Genomic DNA, 13,800 nt, shown 5'->3' with positions numbered 1-13,800 from the left:
ATTTTACATTTTAATACTGAAAAAATGTCAAAAACCATAAAAAAAATAGGTGTCTTAACTTCGGGAGGTGATTCTCCCGGGATGAATGCCGCCATCCGTTCGGTAGTCAGAACCTGCGCCTATCACAATATAGAATGTATTGGGATTTACAGAGGGTACCAAGGGATGATAGAAGGCGATTTTAAAGAAATGGGACCCAGAAGTGTGAACAATATTGTGAACAAAGGCGGGACTATTTTAAAGTCGGCTCGCTCCAAAGAATTCATGACCGTGGAAGGCCGTCAAAAAGCCCACCAACACTTAGTCAATGCCGGAGTAGATGCTTTGGTAGTGATTGGTGGAGACGGTTCGTTTACCGGTGCCGAAGTATTTAACGAAGAATTTAATTTTCCTGTGATGGGCATTCCGGGAACCATTGATAATGATATTTTCGGAACCAGTCATACCCTTGGCTATGATACGGCCTTGAATACCGTTGTGGAATGTATTGATAAAATCAGAGATACTGCCAGTTCGCACAATCGTTTGTTTTTTGTGGAAGTAATGGGAAGAGATGCCGGGCACATCGCCTTAAATGCCGGAATCGGGGCTGGAGCTGAAGAAATTCTGATTCCAGAAGAAGATTTAGGATTAGAGCGCTTGTTAGAATCTTTGCAAAAAAGTAAGGCTTCTGGAAAATCTTCTAGTATTGTTGTGGTGGCTGAAGGCGAGAAGATGGGGAAAAATGTTTTCCAACTCAAAGATTATATCGAAGAGCATTTGCCGGAATATGACATTAGGGTTTCGGTACTGGGGCACATGCAACGCGGTGGCGCGCCTTCTTGTTACGACCGGGTTTTGGCGTCAAGATTAGGCGTAAAAGCGGTAGAATCGCTACTGGAAGGAAAAACCAATTTTATGGTAGGAGTGTTAGCCGATAAAATTGAACTAACACCATTAGAACAAGCCATCAAAGGCCATTCGGAAATCGATAGAGAACTGCTGCGCATTTCAAATATCATGTCAACTTAAAAGGATATTCGGTTATTTGTTGATTCGGTAATTCGATGACAAAACAACTAACCACATGTAATAAATTATAAAATAAACAATAAAAGAAAAAATGTCAAAAGTAAAATTAGGAATTAACGGTTTCGGGAGAATTGGAAGAATTGTTTTCAGAGAAACTTTTAATAGAGATAATGTAGAAGTAGTAGCTATCAACGATTTATTAGATGTAGATCACTTGGCTTATTTATTAAAATACGATTCAGTTCACGGTCGTTTTGCCGGGAAAGTAGAAGTAAAAGACGGGCAACTTTATGTAAACGATAAATTTATCAGAGTTACAGCCGAAAGAGATCCAAAACTAATCAAATGGGATGATAAAAACGTTGACGTTGATGTGGTAGCAGAATGTACCGGTTTCTTCACAACTATCGATACAGCCAAAGCGCATATTGATGGTGGTGCCAAAAAAGTAATCATTTCTGCGCCATCGGCTGATGCTCCAATGTTTGTAATGGGAGTAAACCACTTAGAGGCAAAAGCTACTGATTTAGTAGTGTCTAATGCTTCTTGTACTACGAACTGTTTAGCGCCATTGGCCAAAGTAATCAATGACAATTTCGGAATTGTGGAAGGTTTGATGACTACGGTTCACGCTTCAACCTCTACACAAATGGTGGCTGACGGACCATCCAGAAAAGACTGGAGAGGTGGCCGTGCTGCCAGCGTAAACATTATTCCATCTTCTACAGGTGCTGCCAAAGCGGTTGGAAAAGTAATTCCGGCCTTGAACGGAAAATTAACCGGGATGTCTTTCCGTGTTCCTACGGTTGACGTATCTGTGGTAGATTTAACGGTGAAAGTGGCCAAAGAAACTTCGTATGAAGAAATCATGGCGGTTTTGAAAAAAGCCTCTGAAAACGAATTGAAAGGAATTTTAGGATATACAGAAGATGACGTGGTTTCTCAGGATTTCGTTTCTGACTCTAGAACCTCAATCATTGACGCTAAAGCGGGAATTGGTTTGAATTCTACTTTCTTCAAATTGGTTTCCTGGTATGATAATGAGTATGGCTATTCCAGCAAATTAATTGATTTATCGGTTCACATCGCCGGCTTATAATATTTTCATAAAGTCCCGTTGCACTAGCTGTGACGGGATTTTTATTTTTAACCACCCGAGGCATTTGATAGTAAGAAAATTAATAATCGGAGCGCAGCGGAATAAAACAAACTAAACCAAATGAAACTATTAGTTGATAGTGGATCTACCAAAGCCGATTGGATTGCCATTGATGACAACGGAAAAGTGCTTTTCACCACGCAATCTTTGGGCTTAAATCCTGAAGTATTAGACAAAGAAGCCATTGTTGCCCGCCTTGATGACAAGTTCGATATTGAACACAACAAAGACAAAGCGTCCCATCTTTTCTTTTACGGCGCCGGTTGCGGAACCGACAGAATGAAAGATTTTTTGACCAGTGTTTTTCAGGATTATTTCAAGAATGCAGTTGTTTCGGTTCACGAAGATACCTATGCGGCGGTGTATGCCACGACTCCCAAAGATGAAGAAGCTATCGTTTGCATATTGGGAACAGGTTCAAACTGCAGTTATTTTGACGGCAAAGTGTTGCACCAAAAAGTACAATCCTTAGGCTATATCGCTATGGATGATGGTTCCGGAAACCGTTTCGGACGTCATTTGCTGCGCGGGTATTACTTCAACAAAATGCCTAAAGAATTAGCTGCAGAGTTTGAGGAAGAATACAATTTAGATGCCGATTATATTAAAGCCAATTTGTATAAAGAAGCCAATCCGAATGCGTATCTAGCCACTTTTGCTAAATTCATCATTAAGCACAAAGAAGATCCTTTTTGTAAAAAAATCATCCGCAAAGAGTTGAAGGATTTTACCAAAAACTACATCATGCAGTTTGACAATTGCACCACGGTTCCGGTACATTTTGTGGGTTCTATTGCATTTTATCTGAAAGACGAATTGGAACAGATTTTAAACAAATACGATATCAAAATAGGGAACGTGCTCCGCAGACCTATTGACGGGTTAATTGCTTACCACGTTTTAAATAAATAGACAAATCAACCACACATTAGTGTGGTTTTTTTATTTTTACCCAAAATATACTTTATGGAAATCGCCATTATTGCTCACGACGGGAAGAAAGCTGACATGGTTCAGTTTATCAATAAAAACAAACACATTTTAGCCAAAGAAAATATCAAACTGATTGCTACCGGAACCACAGGAGGCAAGGTGGAAGCAGTAGGCATTAAAGTCAAAAAAATGCTCTCGGGGCCTTTAGGCGGTGATGCTCAAATTGCAGCTCGCGTAGCCGAAGGCAAAACCAAAATGGTGCTTTTCTTCAAAGATCCCAACTCCAGCCATCCGCATGAACCCGACATCAATATGCTTATTCGGATTTGTGATGTGCACAATGTGCCTTTGGCTACTAATGAAGCCACTGCCCAGTTGTTGCTATTAGGACTGGATGAAATTAAATAACGAATTTATCTAAATTAAAAAGCGGTTTGATTAAACCGCTTTTTTGTTTGTTGTACTCTCAGTTGCCTTTGTGCTTTCCCCGGTGTTTTCCTTTGTGCTTTGCTTTTTTTTCTTTCCATTCTTCATGGGCTTCTGCTTTGTTGTCTTCTGCTCTTGCTTTTCCGTGAGCCGATCTTTCCCGGCCTCTTTCAGAAGCATTATTATCCTTATCGTTTTTAACCACTTCTGCTTTGGGTTTGACTACTTCAACTTCCGCTTTGGGCTTTACAATTTCCACTTTGGGTTTGGTTATTTCCACTTTAGGTTGCGGAATGGATACGGTACCCACTTTTACAGAGGGTTGTTGGACTTCAATGGTACTTTTAACTTGTGCCTGCATAGCCATCGAAAAGACGAAGGCCACAACTACTAAGCTTTTGTTCTTCATAAATTATGTTTTAAGTTTCACGTTACTAACAGAAAATTTCAGTTAGCTTCTTTACACAAATTTATTTGGATACGGGCTGTTGGGTTGTAGAATTGTTGTTGTTTCGGTATAGAATATTTTCTACACTATCGGAGTTCCGGGAATAATGATTACTCTGTTAGGATTAATGATTCAGTGTCGTCACTTCGAGTGTTTTGAGCAAAGCTCAAAATGTATCGAGAAGCCCAAGCCTTGCAATTGCTACAAACGGCTGTTAGCAGCAGTACTTATAGCTTACCTTTTGTTTTTATCTATAAATTCTAAAGCAAAACTTTTGATTTCGTCAATATCATCATTAATTAATTTCTCACAAAGCAAAAGCAGTCCTTTCGTATCATCATTATCCATGTAAAATCCATATAATGCGTCAAATGCTCTTTGTCTATTGTATGAATCTTTGTTATGTGCTAAGATCTCTTCTAATCTATCCATTATCGTTCTCTGAACTCCTGCGTCCTTAATTTTGATTTCACATGATATATCGCACCCAAAACCAATCATGCCGTCATCTGAATTCAGTAGAATCAAAATGTCATTAGGATTTCTGCCATCTCTAAATTCATCATAAAGATTATTTAAAAGCGTACCATCGTCGTTAATTTTTATAATGTCTAATAATTCGGTTATAATCATTTTGCAAAAATTAATTCAAATATTCTTATTGGGAAAGTATTGTTGCTAACTCACCATCTAAACAGTAAAGCAGCGTTTCGTTATTTCAAATATAAACAATTACAACCTATTTTCTCACATTTATTCCATTCCGCTGTATCTACGAGGCTTTCCGCCACCTTCTTGCCCCTTTCCGCCACCTTATTACTCCTTTCCGCCGGCGGAAGACACCAAGAAGATGGCGGAAGACACCAAGAAGATGACGGAACACACTAAGAAGGTGGCGGAACGCATTAAGAAGGTGGCGGAACGCATTAAGAAGGTGGCGGAACACACTAAGAAGGTCGCGGAAGACATCAAGAAGGCAGCGGAACGCACTAAGAAGGTGGCGGAAGACATCAAGAAGGTGGCGGAAGACATCAAGAAGGTGGCGGAAGACATTAAGAATGTGGCGGAAGACACTAAGAAGGTGGCGGAACACCATAAAAAAAATCCCTAACGGATGTAACCAGTAGGGACTTGCTATTTTACAGCCGATTTGTTGCTGTCTATTGCACGGCTATCATCGAAATCTCGACGTTTACGCCTTTGGGCAAACCGGCTACTTGCACCGTTTCGCGGGCGGGAGCTGTTTTTTCGTCAAAGTAACTGCCATAAACGGTATTGATTCGGGCAAAGTCGCCCATGTTCATGATAAAAATGGTGGTTTTCACTACGTTGTCAAAAGTCATGCCTGCAGCCTGTAAAACGGCTTTCATGTTTTCCATCACTTGTTTAGTTTCGGTTTCAATATCGTTTAAAACCAATTCCATAGTGGCCGGGTTCAAAGCAATTTGCCCGGAGGTATAAAGGGTGTTTCCCACTAAAACCGCCTGGTTATAAGGGCCAATCGGTGCCGGAGCTTTATCGGTAAAGATTATTTTTTTCATAAGGTTCTATTTAAAACTATCGTAAGGTTCTGTCGGCCTGGTTTCGTTTATCCCATTTGATATCGCTCAACACACCCGATTTGATTCCGATAAAGAAACTCCAATACGGATTGTCGCCAAAAGGAACCCAACTAAAACTCATGCGCCAGCTCTCTAAGTCGCGTTCAAAGCGGAGTTGCGTAAAGGTAACCCCATTCTGAACCATGTCATAACCGGTAGAGACACCCACTTTCCATCGGGGCGTTAAGTCGGTATTGAGCGAAACCATCAGCGAGTTGCCGGTGATTTTCTTTTCCCGATTAATGTCGGAGTAGGTCAACGAATACGCCAGATTCACATCAAAGGGGAGTTTGTATTTAAAGAAATCGGTTATGCCGCTTTTATCTTCTTTATCATCGTCTTTAAACTGGCTCTGTCGGCTGTCATTTAAATCGGCATTGGTACCAAATAAATCGTCTTCACGACCTCCGTTTCTTTTGCTTTGGGTGTTTACTTTTTCTTTGTCATCGCCCGATTTACTGGCAAAGGCATAGTTCAGCGTCATATTGGCACTGGTCATACGGAACAGACTTCCGCCATTGTCAATATTCCAGGTATCTATTCTTTTTCCGGCGCTATTGATGGCGTAAGGATCGAGGGTTGCCGCAAAATTGATGTTCATTTTTTGGTTCAAAATCTGTGTTCCACCACTAACACGCATAGGAGACCAACGTAGGGAATCGGCCGTAATATCGTAGCTGGTAGAGAAGTTCAGGTTGTTTAGCAACATGACTTTCTTAGGCTCCGTTTTGGTCGAATCCTTATCGGTTACTTTGGCCTCGAAGGTATTGCTCAAACTGAATCCCACATTGTTAGACATGTTTTTGCCCGGTGCACCAAAGATACCGCCGTCAAATCGGGTGTATTCTTTTAGCATGGTGCCGCTTCCGTCAGAATCATAAGTATCATAATACTGCGAAAAGCTAGGGGTATAACTATAGGAAATATTAGGGCGCATCACATGGCGGATGGCTTGAATTTTTTTGTTTTCACCAAAATTAAACGTTCCGTAAACCGTGGTTCCCAAACCGGCCGTGAACGAATAGGTCCTGAAGGCATCAAAGCCGTTCACCTCTACATCTACTACTTTGTTTTGGGCGGCATCATATTGTTTTTTGATGGTTTTCATATACCATACTTCATTATAATTGATGGCAGTGGTAGCACTGAAGTATTTGAAAACCTTGAAATTGGTACTCAACGGAATGCTATGCTGGAAACCAGCTTTGGCATCGCGAAACATTTGTGGCTTGAAGAAATCGGCATCGGTAGTTTTAATGCGGTTTTCGCCTTTAAGGTTGTATTGCAGGTTGATGTTTTTCAGGATTCCTTTTTTCACACCGTCTTTGGGAGCAAAAGGATACATACGGTCCACGCTCACTTGCAGGGAGGGCAGCGTCATGTTGATTTCCCCGGTATTGGTATTTTGCGAATGGGTTGCCGATAACGACATATTCACTTGCGGAACAGAATTAAAGGTTTTGGAATACGATATAGACGAACTCAACGAATTATTCAATCGGGCACCCACATTGGATTGATTGATAGAAGTGGCATAGTATTTAGTACTTCCAAGATTCACCGAAGCCGAGAAACGGGAATTCGGATTTGATTTTCCGTCTTTGGTATGCGTCCACTGAATGTTGTAAATATTGCTTCGGAGATAGTCAGGATAGCCTCTTTCGCTGGTAATCAGGTTTTCAAATCGGATGTTGACATTCCCCAAAAACTTATAGCGCTTGGCATACGACGATTCAAAGCGCATGGCATAACTTCCGTTGGTATAGTAATCGCCCAAAACGGCCAAATCATAATTATCGCTCAAGGCAAAATAATAACCCCCATTCTGCAACGAAAAACCTCGGGTATTACTGTCGTTATAACTCGGAATAATCAGTCCGGAACGACTCTTCTCGGTCATCGGAAAAAAGGCAAACGGCAAGGCTAAAGGCGTTGGTACATCGGCTATGACCATATTGGTAAACCCAACGACTACCTTTTTGCCGGGCACCAGTTTTACGCGGCTGGCCTGGAAATAATATTCGGGATTGTCAATGTCTTTGGCGGTGGTGAATCGGGCTTTTTTCAGAAAGTAAACCGAGTCGTTTTCTTTTTTGGAAATTTCGGCTTTCACATTCATTTCCCCTTGCTTGGTTCTAGAGTTCCACACCAACGCTTTCTTGGTCTTGTAATTAAAGCGAATCGAATCAGGTTCTACCACCTGACTGCCTTGCTTAAAAGAGGGCGATTGGGTATAAGCTCCCGTAGAATCTTTGATTCTTCCGGCATACACTTCATTTTTTTGGTAATCAAAAATAATAATCCCCGATTTCAGTTCGATGTCCTGATAGTATAATTCGGCTTTGTCGTATAAGGTAACCAGCTTTTTCTTCTGGTCGATCTTGGCGTATTTTTCGGCTTTGTATTTTACCTTACCGTCGAGTAGGGGTTTCTTCTTTTTGGTGCTGTCAATTTTGATAGTATCGAGCTCTTTTACAGCCACTTCTTTCTCTGTTTTTTTTGTATCTGTTTGATTTTTAGCAGGGAAAGGTTTTTTTTCTTTGGGCAAGTCTTGTGAATATGTTTTTACGGTTCCTAATGTTAGGAAAATTGTTAAAAAAACGATATTAATTAAGTTTCTTTGCAAAGGTTTAATACTATTTTTGTAGAAATATGGCTTGGTTTTTGACGTGGCAAACTTAAACAATATTTTCGGTCAAAAATAACGAAATATTAGTTTTATGCCCGCCGGGTTTTAATTAAAATTAACTTTTACATTCTTATGAATTACAATAGATACCACAATGTTTTCTGTATAGTAGCGCTATTTTTAGTGTCGAATGCTATTTTCAGTCAGGCAAAATTTAAAGTTGCGCTCGATGCCGGCCATGGCGATCACGATTTTGGTGCCGTATATCACGGACACATTGAAAAAAATATTGCCTTAGCTGTTGTTTTGAAAGTGGGAAAGCTTTTGGAAAAAAACCCTAATATTAATGTGATTTACACCCGAAAAACAGATCAGTTTATTGATTTGATTGAGCGTGCTAACATTGCCAACAGAGCTGATGCCGATATTTTTGTTTCGATTCACTGTAATGCCAATCCGAACAATGCCGCTGATGGTTGTGAAACGTATGTAATGGGTATGTCGAAAAACGCTTCCAATTTAGAGGCTGCGAAACGAGAAAACTCGGTGGTGACATTAGAGAAAGATTACAAGCAAAAATACGAAGGATTTGATCCAAAATCGCCGGAGTCTTATGCCGGAATGATTATGGCTCAGGAATTATACCTTGACCAAAGCATTGCCTTAGCCGGAAAAGTTCAAAATCATTTTATTGATGATTTGGGCAAAAAGAGTAGAGGAGTGAAACAAGCACCTTATATGGTGTTGCACAAAGCGTATATGCCAAGGGTTTTGATAGAAATGGGTTTCATTTCCAATCAAGTGGAAGGGGCGAAATTAGATTCAGAAGACGGTCAGAATGAAATTGCCCAAGCGATAGCCGATGCGATTGTGAGTTATAAAAAAGAATATTTTGGTACCGGAGCCGGCGATGAGATGGAAAAGCCATCCAAAAAAATGGAGCAGGATGAAAGCACCAAACCTATTGATACGCCTTCAACCCCAAAAGTAACGAACAAAGTTCCGGAAGTTAAAAAACCGGAAATCAAAAAACCGGGGCCTAAAGAAGAAATCAAAACAGAAGTAGCAACTACCACTGCCGCCAGTTTCAAAGTACAGCTTTCGGCCAGTGGCAAAAAATTGGAATTGGTTCCGAGTAATTTCAAAGGATTAAGCAATATATCCATTGCTTCGGAAGGCAGTTTGTACAAATACATGTATGGCGACACTTCCAATTATGAAGAAGCAAAGCGATTATTGGCAGAGGCCAAGGCTAAAGGATATGCGCAGGCCTTTTTAATTGCCTTCAAAAACGGCAAAAAAGTTTCCGTTCAGGAAGCATTAAAACAATAATAACAAGGAGTTATAGGATTTTATTTTAACTTTGCCAAAAAAACGATTTACCATTGAAAATCACTAGAGAAATTAAGACAGCGATACTGGTTATTGCTTCGATATTATTATTTATTTGGGGTTACAGCTTTTTAAAAGGACGCGATTTGCTGTCCAATTATAAAACGTTCTATGTAGAATATGATAATGTAGAAGGCTTGGTGAATTCGGCACCGGTAACCATCAACGGGCTTACCGTTGGGAAGGTTAGTAAAATTAGTTTCCTGGATACTTCGGGAAAAATACAAGTAGAACTGCAAATCAAATCGGATTTTCCCTTTTCAAAATCAAGCGTCGCTTCGATATACGAACCGGGACTTATAGGCGGGAAGCAAATCATGATTATGCCGAATTTCGAAGACAAATCTGTGGCCGAATCCGGAACGGTCTTGAAAGGTAATGTTAAACCCGGATTGACTTCTTTAGTGGCGGAACGATTAACTCCTTTACAGGAAAAGGTGGAAAAAATGGTAGTTTCGGCTGATGCCTTACTCAAAAATGTCAACTCTGTTTTGGATGCCAAAACCAAAGAACATTTAAAAAGTAGCATTACCAATTTAGATTCGACTTTAGCCGAATTCAAAGTAGCTTCTCATAATGTAAACGAAATGTTGGCCGAAAACAAAGGGAAAATCAATAACACGATGACCAACTTTGACAAAGCTTCGGGCAATTTTGCTAAAATATCCGATTCAATTGCTAAAATAAACATTGGAGCTACCGTTAAAAAACTGGAAAAAACATTAGCCAGTGTCGACAAAATCATGGCCGATGTACAAGCAGGAAAAGGAACTCTGGGCAAACTAGCCAAAGACGATGCACTGTATACCAATTTTACCAAAACCTCAAAAGAGTTGGAATTGCTATTGCAGGATTTGCGTTTGAATCCAACCCGTTATGTGAATGTGTCTCTCTTCGGAAAGAAAAACAAACCGTATAAAGCACCCGTAAACGATACTATTAAAAAGTAAACTTTTAGCCATGATGTATATCGACAACATACTATTTGCTATCCTTCTTGTTGCGGGAATTGGTTTTTTTGCCAAAAATGTAAAAAAGCTGTCGCGCAATATCAAATTGGGACACGACGTTAATCGTTCTGACAACCCATCGGCGCGATGGAAAAATATGGCGATGATTGCTTTGGGTCAATCCAAAATGGTAAAGCGCCCGGTGGCCGGATTTTTGCACATCATCGTGTACGCCGGTTTTATCATAATAAATCTTGAAGTTTTAGAAATCATCATTGATGGACTTTTCGGAACGCACAGAATCTTTTCTTTTTTAGGCGGATTTTACAGTTTCCTAATTGGCTCGTTCGAAGTATTAGCGCTGCTTGTTTTGGTAGCGGTTATCGTATTTTGGATTCGACGAAATGTTATCCGTTTAAAACGATTTGCCAGTTCAGATTTAAAAGGAGCACCAAAGAAAGATGCCGATACGATTTTGTATTTCGAAATGGTGTTGATGACGTTATTCTTAGTGATGAATGCTACCGATTTGCATTTTCAAATGATGAATTCCGGAAATGTGATTTCGCAATACATCACGCCACTGTTTACTTCTTTTGATATTACAACTGTTGAAATCATTGAAAGAACCGCGTGGTGGTTCCATATCATCGGAATTTTAACGTTCTTAAACTATCTGTATTATTCTAAACATTTGCATATTCTTTTGGCTTTCCCCAATACGTATTTCGCCGATTTGAATGCCAAAGGGAAATTCGACAATTTAGAAAGTGTAACCAAAGAAGTTAAGCTAATGATGGATCCCAATGTCGATCCGTTTGCAGCACCGCCGGCTGATGCTGATGCCCCTCCGGCAAAGTTTGGTGCCAGCGATGTGCAGGACTTGAATTGGGTGCAATTATTGAACGCTTACACTTGTACTGAATGTGGTCGTTGTACGTCATCCTGCCCGGCGAATCAAACCGGAAAGAAATTATCCCCGCGTAAAATCATGATGGACACGCGTGATCGAATGGAAGAAGTGGGACGAAATATAGATGCCAACAAAGGTGTTTTTGTACCGGATAATAAATCGCTGTTGAATGATTATATCACGGCAGAAGAGCTTTGGGCTTGTACGTCTTGCAACGCTTGCGTGGAAGAGTGTCCGGTAAATATCAGTCCGTTATCTATCATCATGGATATGAGAAGGTATTTAGTAATGGAACAAAGTGCGGCGCCACAGTCATTGAACGCAATGATGACCAATATTGAAAACAATGGAGCGCCTTGGCAATACAACCAACAAGACCGACTAAACTGGAAAAACGAAAATTAATATAAAACAGATGAATTCTCATAATTGTGAGGCTTGAGGATTTGTCGAATGAATTGGATAAACTATAAAAAGTAAAAAAATGAAAGCGGAAGACATTGAAAAAAAACTGCAAAGCATCACGCAAAACGGACAACATTTAAGTCCGATTTTACCGGAAGGAGTAAAGAATTACCTAATCGATATTGACGGAACGGTTTGTGACGATATCCCAAACGAAGAACCGGAAAGAATGCTAACCGCTGAAGTTTATCCGGATGCGTTGGTAACATTGAACAAATGGTATGATGAAGGGCATATTATATTTTTCTTCACCTCCAGAACAGAAGCACACCGAGAATATACCGAAATTTGGCTGAAAAAACACGGTTTCAAATACCACGGAATCCTATTCGGAAAACCACGTGGCGGAAACTACCACTGGATTGACAATCACTTGGTGAAAGCTACCCGTTACAGAGGAAAGTTCACCGATTTAGTAGAAAAAGAAGTAACCATTCAGGTATTCGACGACGAACACCACGAGTAAAAATCGATTATTGGATGTTTCGATTATTAGATTAAAATTAAATCTAAATAGTCCAAAAATCTAACAATCTAAAAATATAAACAGAATGTCAGAAGTATTAAATGTGCCGACCATGGCAGAAATGATGGCTCAAGGCAAGCAACCCGAAGTATTGTTTTGGGTGGGCTGTGCCGGCAGTTTTGATGACAGAGCAAAAAAAATCACCAAAGCGTTTGTGCGTATTTTAAATCGTGCCAATGTGGAGTTTGCCGTATTGGGAACAGAAGAAAGCTGTACGGGAGATCCCGCCAAACGTGCCGGAAATGAGTTTTTGTTCCAAATGCAGGCCATGATGAACATAGAGGTTTTGAATGCTTATGAAGCTAAAAAAATCGTAACGGCTTGTCCTCATTGTTTTAATACTCTGAAAAACGAATATCCCGAATTAGGCGGAACCTACGAAGTAGTACATCATACGGAATTTCTAAAATCACTTTTAGATGCTGGACGATTAACCATTGAAGGTGGGCAATTCAAAGGAAAAAGAATCACGTTTCACGACCCTTGTTATTTAGGTCGTGCCAACAATGTCTATGAAGCACCAAGGGATTTGATTCAAAAACTGGATGCTGAACTAGTCGAAATGAAACGTTCCCGAGCTAACGGTTTATGCTGTGGTGCCGGAGGCGCGCAAATGTTTAAAGAACCGGAACCGGGCAACAAAGACATCAACGTAGAAAGAACCGAAGATGCTTTGGCCACCCAACCCGAAATCATTGCAGCCGGTTGTCCGTTTTGCAATACCATGATGACCGACGGCGTAAAAGCCAAAGAACAAGAAGCCAATGTCAAAGTAATGGACATAGCCGAATTAATAGCTAATGCACAGGATTTATAATTGTAAATCTTAATTCCCAATACCTAAATCTTATACCAAATGTACGTTCCTTTTGAAAATTTACCCGAAGATTCCAAAATTTGGATTTACCAATCCAATCGCAAATTTTCAGATGAGGAGATGGCTGAAATCGAGAATGAGTTAAAGACATTCTTAGATAACTGGTCAGCACACGGCACCGGATTAGAAGCTTCTTATCTGCTGAAATACAGTCGTTTTATTATTCTCGCCGTCAATCAGGAAGTGCAACAGGCAACGGGTTGTTCTATCGATTCTTCGGTAGCTTTTATTCAAAGTTTGGAACAAAAATACCAAGTTGATTTGCTGGATAAAATGAACGTGACGTTCAAAAACGGGGAACACATTGCCCATAAATCATTGATTGATTTCAAGCGAATGGCCAAAGAGAAAGCGGTTACGGCTAATACCATTGTCTTCAATAATTTGGTTAATACCATCGAAGAATTCAACGAAAACTGGGAAGTTCCCGCGGGAGAAAGCTGGCATAGTCGATTCTTTTAATCCACAGT

The 13,800-nt window shown here is 40.2% G+C and carries 15 protein-coding genes; 11 read left to right on the top strand and 4 right to left on the bottom strand.

Going from position 1 to position 13,800, the window contains the following annotated elements; translation table 11 throughout:
* The first annotated feature begins 24 nt into the window (after positions 1-24).
* The 4 genes from pfkA to V7D82_RS05780 all read left to right on the top strand — a co-directional run bounded on the left by pfkA (position 25) and on the right by V7D82_RS05780 (position 3,511).
* Complete coding sequence (pfkA, locus tag V7D82_RS05795) at positions 25-1,011, top strand: 6-phosphofructokinase (protein ID WP_333600028.1); 987 nt, start codon at positions 25-27, stop codon at positions 1,009-1,011.
* Between the two features lie 91 nt (positions 1,012-1,102).
* Positions 1,103-2,110 carry a type I glyceraldehyde-3-phosphate dehydrogenase gene (gene gap, locus V7D82_RS05790; protein ID WP_333600027.1) on the top strand — a complete coding sequence of 336 codons (1,008 nt, stop codon included), beginning with the start codon at positions 1,103-1,105 and terminating at the stop codon, positions 2,108-2,110.
* A gap of 120 nt (positions 2,111-2,230) precedes the next feature.
* Positions 2,231-3,082: a BadF/BadG/BcrA/BcrD ATPase family protein gene (locus tag V7D82_RS05785; protein WP_333600026.1), complete on the top strand. Its 852-nt coding sequence runs from the start codon at positions 2,231-2,233 to the stop codon at positions 3,080-3,082.
* A gap of 54 nt (positions 3,083-3,136) precedes the next feature.
* Positions 3,137-3,511 carry a methylglyoxal synthase gene (locus V7D82_RS05780; RefSeq protein WP_333600025.1) on the top strand — a complete coding sequence of 125 codons (375 nt, stop codon included), beginning with the start codon at positions 3,137-3,139 and terminating at the stop codon, positions 3,509-3,511.
* A gap of 58 nt (positions 3,512-3,569) precedes the next feature.
* Here the strand turns inward: V7D82_RS05780 and V7D82_RS05775 are convergent, their stop codons facing one another.
* Positions 3,570-3,938 (bottom strand): hypothetical protein, encoded by a 369-nt coding sequence (locus V7D82_RS05775; protein WP_333600024.1) that lies wholly within the window; start codon positions 3,936-3,938, stop codon positions 3,570-3,572.
* Positions 3,939-4,211: 273 nt separating this feature from the next.
* Positions 4,212-4,610: a hypothetical protein gene (locus V7D82_RS05770; RefSeq protein WP_333600023.1), complete on the bottom strand. Its 399-nt coding sequence runs from the start codon at positions 4,608-4,610 to the stop codon at positions 4,212-4,214.
* A 217-nt stretch (positions 4,611-4,827) separates the two neighbouring features.
* Between V7D82_RS05770 and V7D82_RS05765 the strand changes: the two genes are divergently transcribed.
* Positions 4,828-5,088: a hypothetical protein gene (locus V7D82_RS05765; protein ID WP_333600022.1), complete on the top strand. Its 261-nt coding sequence runs from the start codon at positions 4,828-4,830 to the stop codon at positions 5,086-5,088.
* 49 nt (positions 5,089-5,137) lie between these two features.
* On the opposite strand, the gene V7D82_RS05760 is transcribed toward V7D82_RS05765, so the two are convergent.
* Positions 5,138-5,518 carry a RidA family protein gene (locus V7D82_RS05760; protein ID WP_333600021.1) on the bottom strand — a complete coding sequence of 127 codons (381 nt, stop codon included), beginning with the start codon at positions 5,516-5,518 and terminating at the stop codon, positions 5,138-5,140.
* 16 nt (positions 5,519-5,534) lie between these two features.
* Positions 5,535-8,126 carry a putative LPS assembly protein LptD gene (locus tag V7D82_RS05755; RefSeq protein WP_442902379.1) on the bottom strand — a complete coding sequence of 864 codons (2,592 nt, stop codon included), beginning with the start codon at positions 8,124-8,126 and terminating at the stop codon, positions 5,535-5,537.
* Between the two features lie 213 nt (positions 8,127-8,339).
* On the opposite strand from V7D82_RS05755, the gene V7D82_RS05750 reads away from it, so the two are divergent.
* The 6 genes from V7D82_RS05750 (at position 8,340) to V7D82_RS05725 (ending at position 13,792) form a co-directional block, all read left to right on the top strand.
* Positions 8,340-9,539 carry an N-acetylmuramoyl-L-alanine amidase family protein gene (locus V7D82_RS05750; RefSeq protein ID WP_333600019.1) on the top strand — a complete coding sequence of 400 codons (1,200 nt, stop codon included), beginning with the start codon at positions 8,340-8,342 and terminating at the stop codon, positions 9,537-9,539.
* Between the two features lie 53 nt (positions 9,540-9,592).
* Complete coding sequence (locus V7D82_RS05745) at positions 9,593-10,549, top strand: MlaD family protein (RefSeq protein ID WP_333600018.1); 957 nt, start codon at positions 9,593-9,595, stop codon at positions 10,547-10,549.
* Between the two features lie 10 nt (positions 10,550-10,559).
* The gene (locus V7D82_RS05740; RefSeq protein WP_333600017.1) at positions 10,560-11,867 is read left to right on the top strand and encodes a (Fe-S)-binding protein; all 1,308 of its coding nucleotides are present in this window, start codon (positions 10,560-10,562) and stop codon (positions 11,865-11,867) included.
* Between the two features lie 79 nt (positions 11,868-11,946).
* On the top strand, positions 11,947-12,393 hold the full coding sequence (locus V7D82_RS05735) for an LNS2 domain-containing protein (RefSeq protein ID WP_264521286.1): 447 nt from the start codon (positions 11,947-11,949) through the stop codon (positions 12,391-12,393).
* 85 nt (positions 12,394-12,478) lie between these two features.
* Positions 12,479-13,270 carry a (Fe-S)-binding protein gene (locus tag V7D82_RS05730; protein ID WP_333600016.1) on the top strand — a complete coding sequence of 264 codons (792 nt, stop codon included), beginning with the start codon at positions 12,479-12,481 and terminating at the stop codon, positions 13,268-13,270.
* Between the two features lie 39 nt (positions 13,271-13,309).
* Positions 13,310-13,792, top strand: a complete 483-nt coding sequence (locus V7D82_RS05725; protein ID WP_333600015.1) for an ABC transporter ATPase — start codon at positions 13,310-13,312, stop codon at positions 13,790-13,792.
* Positions 13,793-13,800 lie beyond the last annotated feature (8 nt).

The sequence above is a fragment of the Flavobacterium sp. genome (assembly GCF_036741995.1).
Lineage (GTDB): Bacteria > Bacteroidota > Bacteroidia > Flavobacteriales > Flavobacteriaceae > Flavobacterium.
The sequence above is the reverse complement of the archived record's forward strand: the minus strand, read 5'-3'. Positions and strand labels throughout refer to the sequence as shown.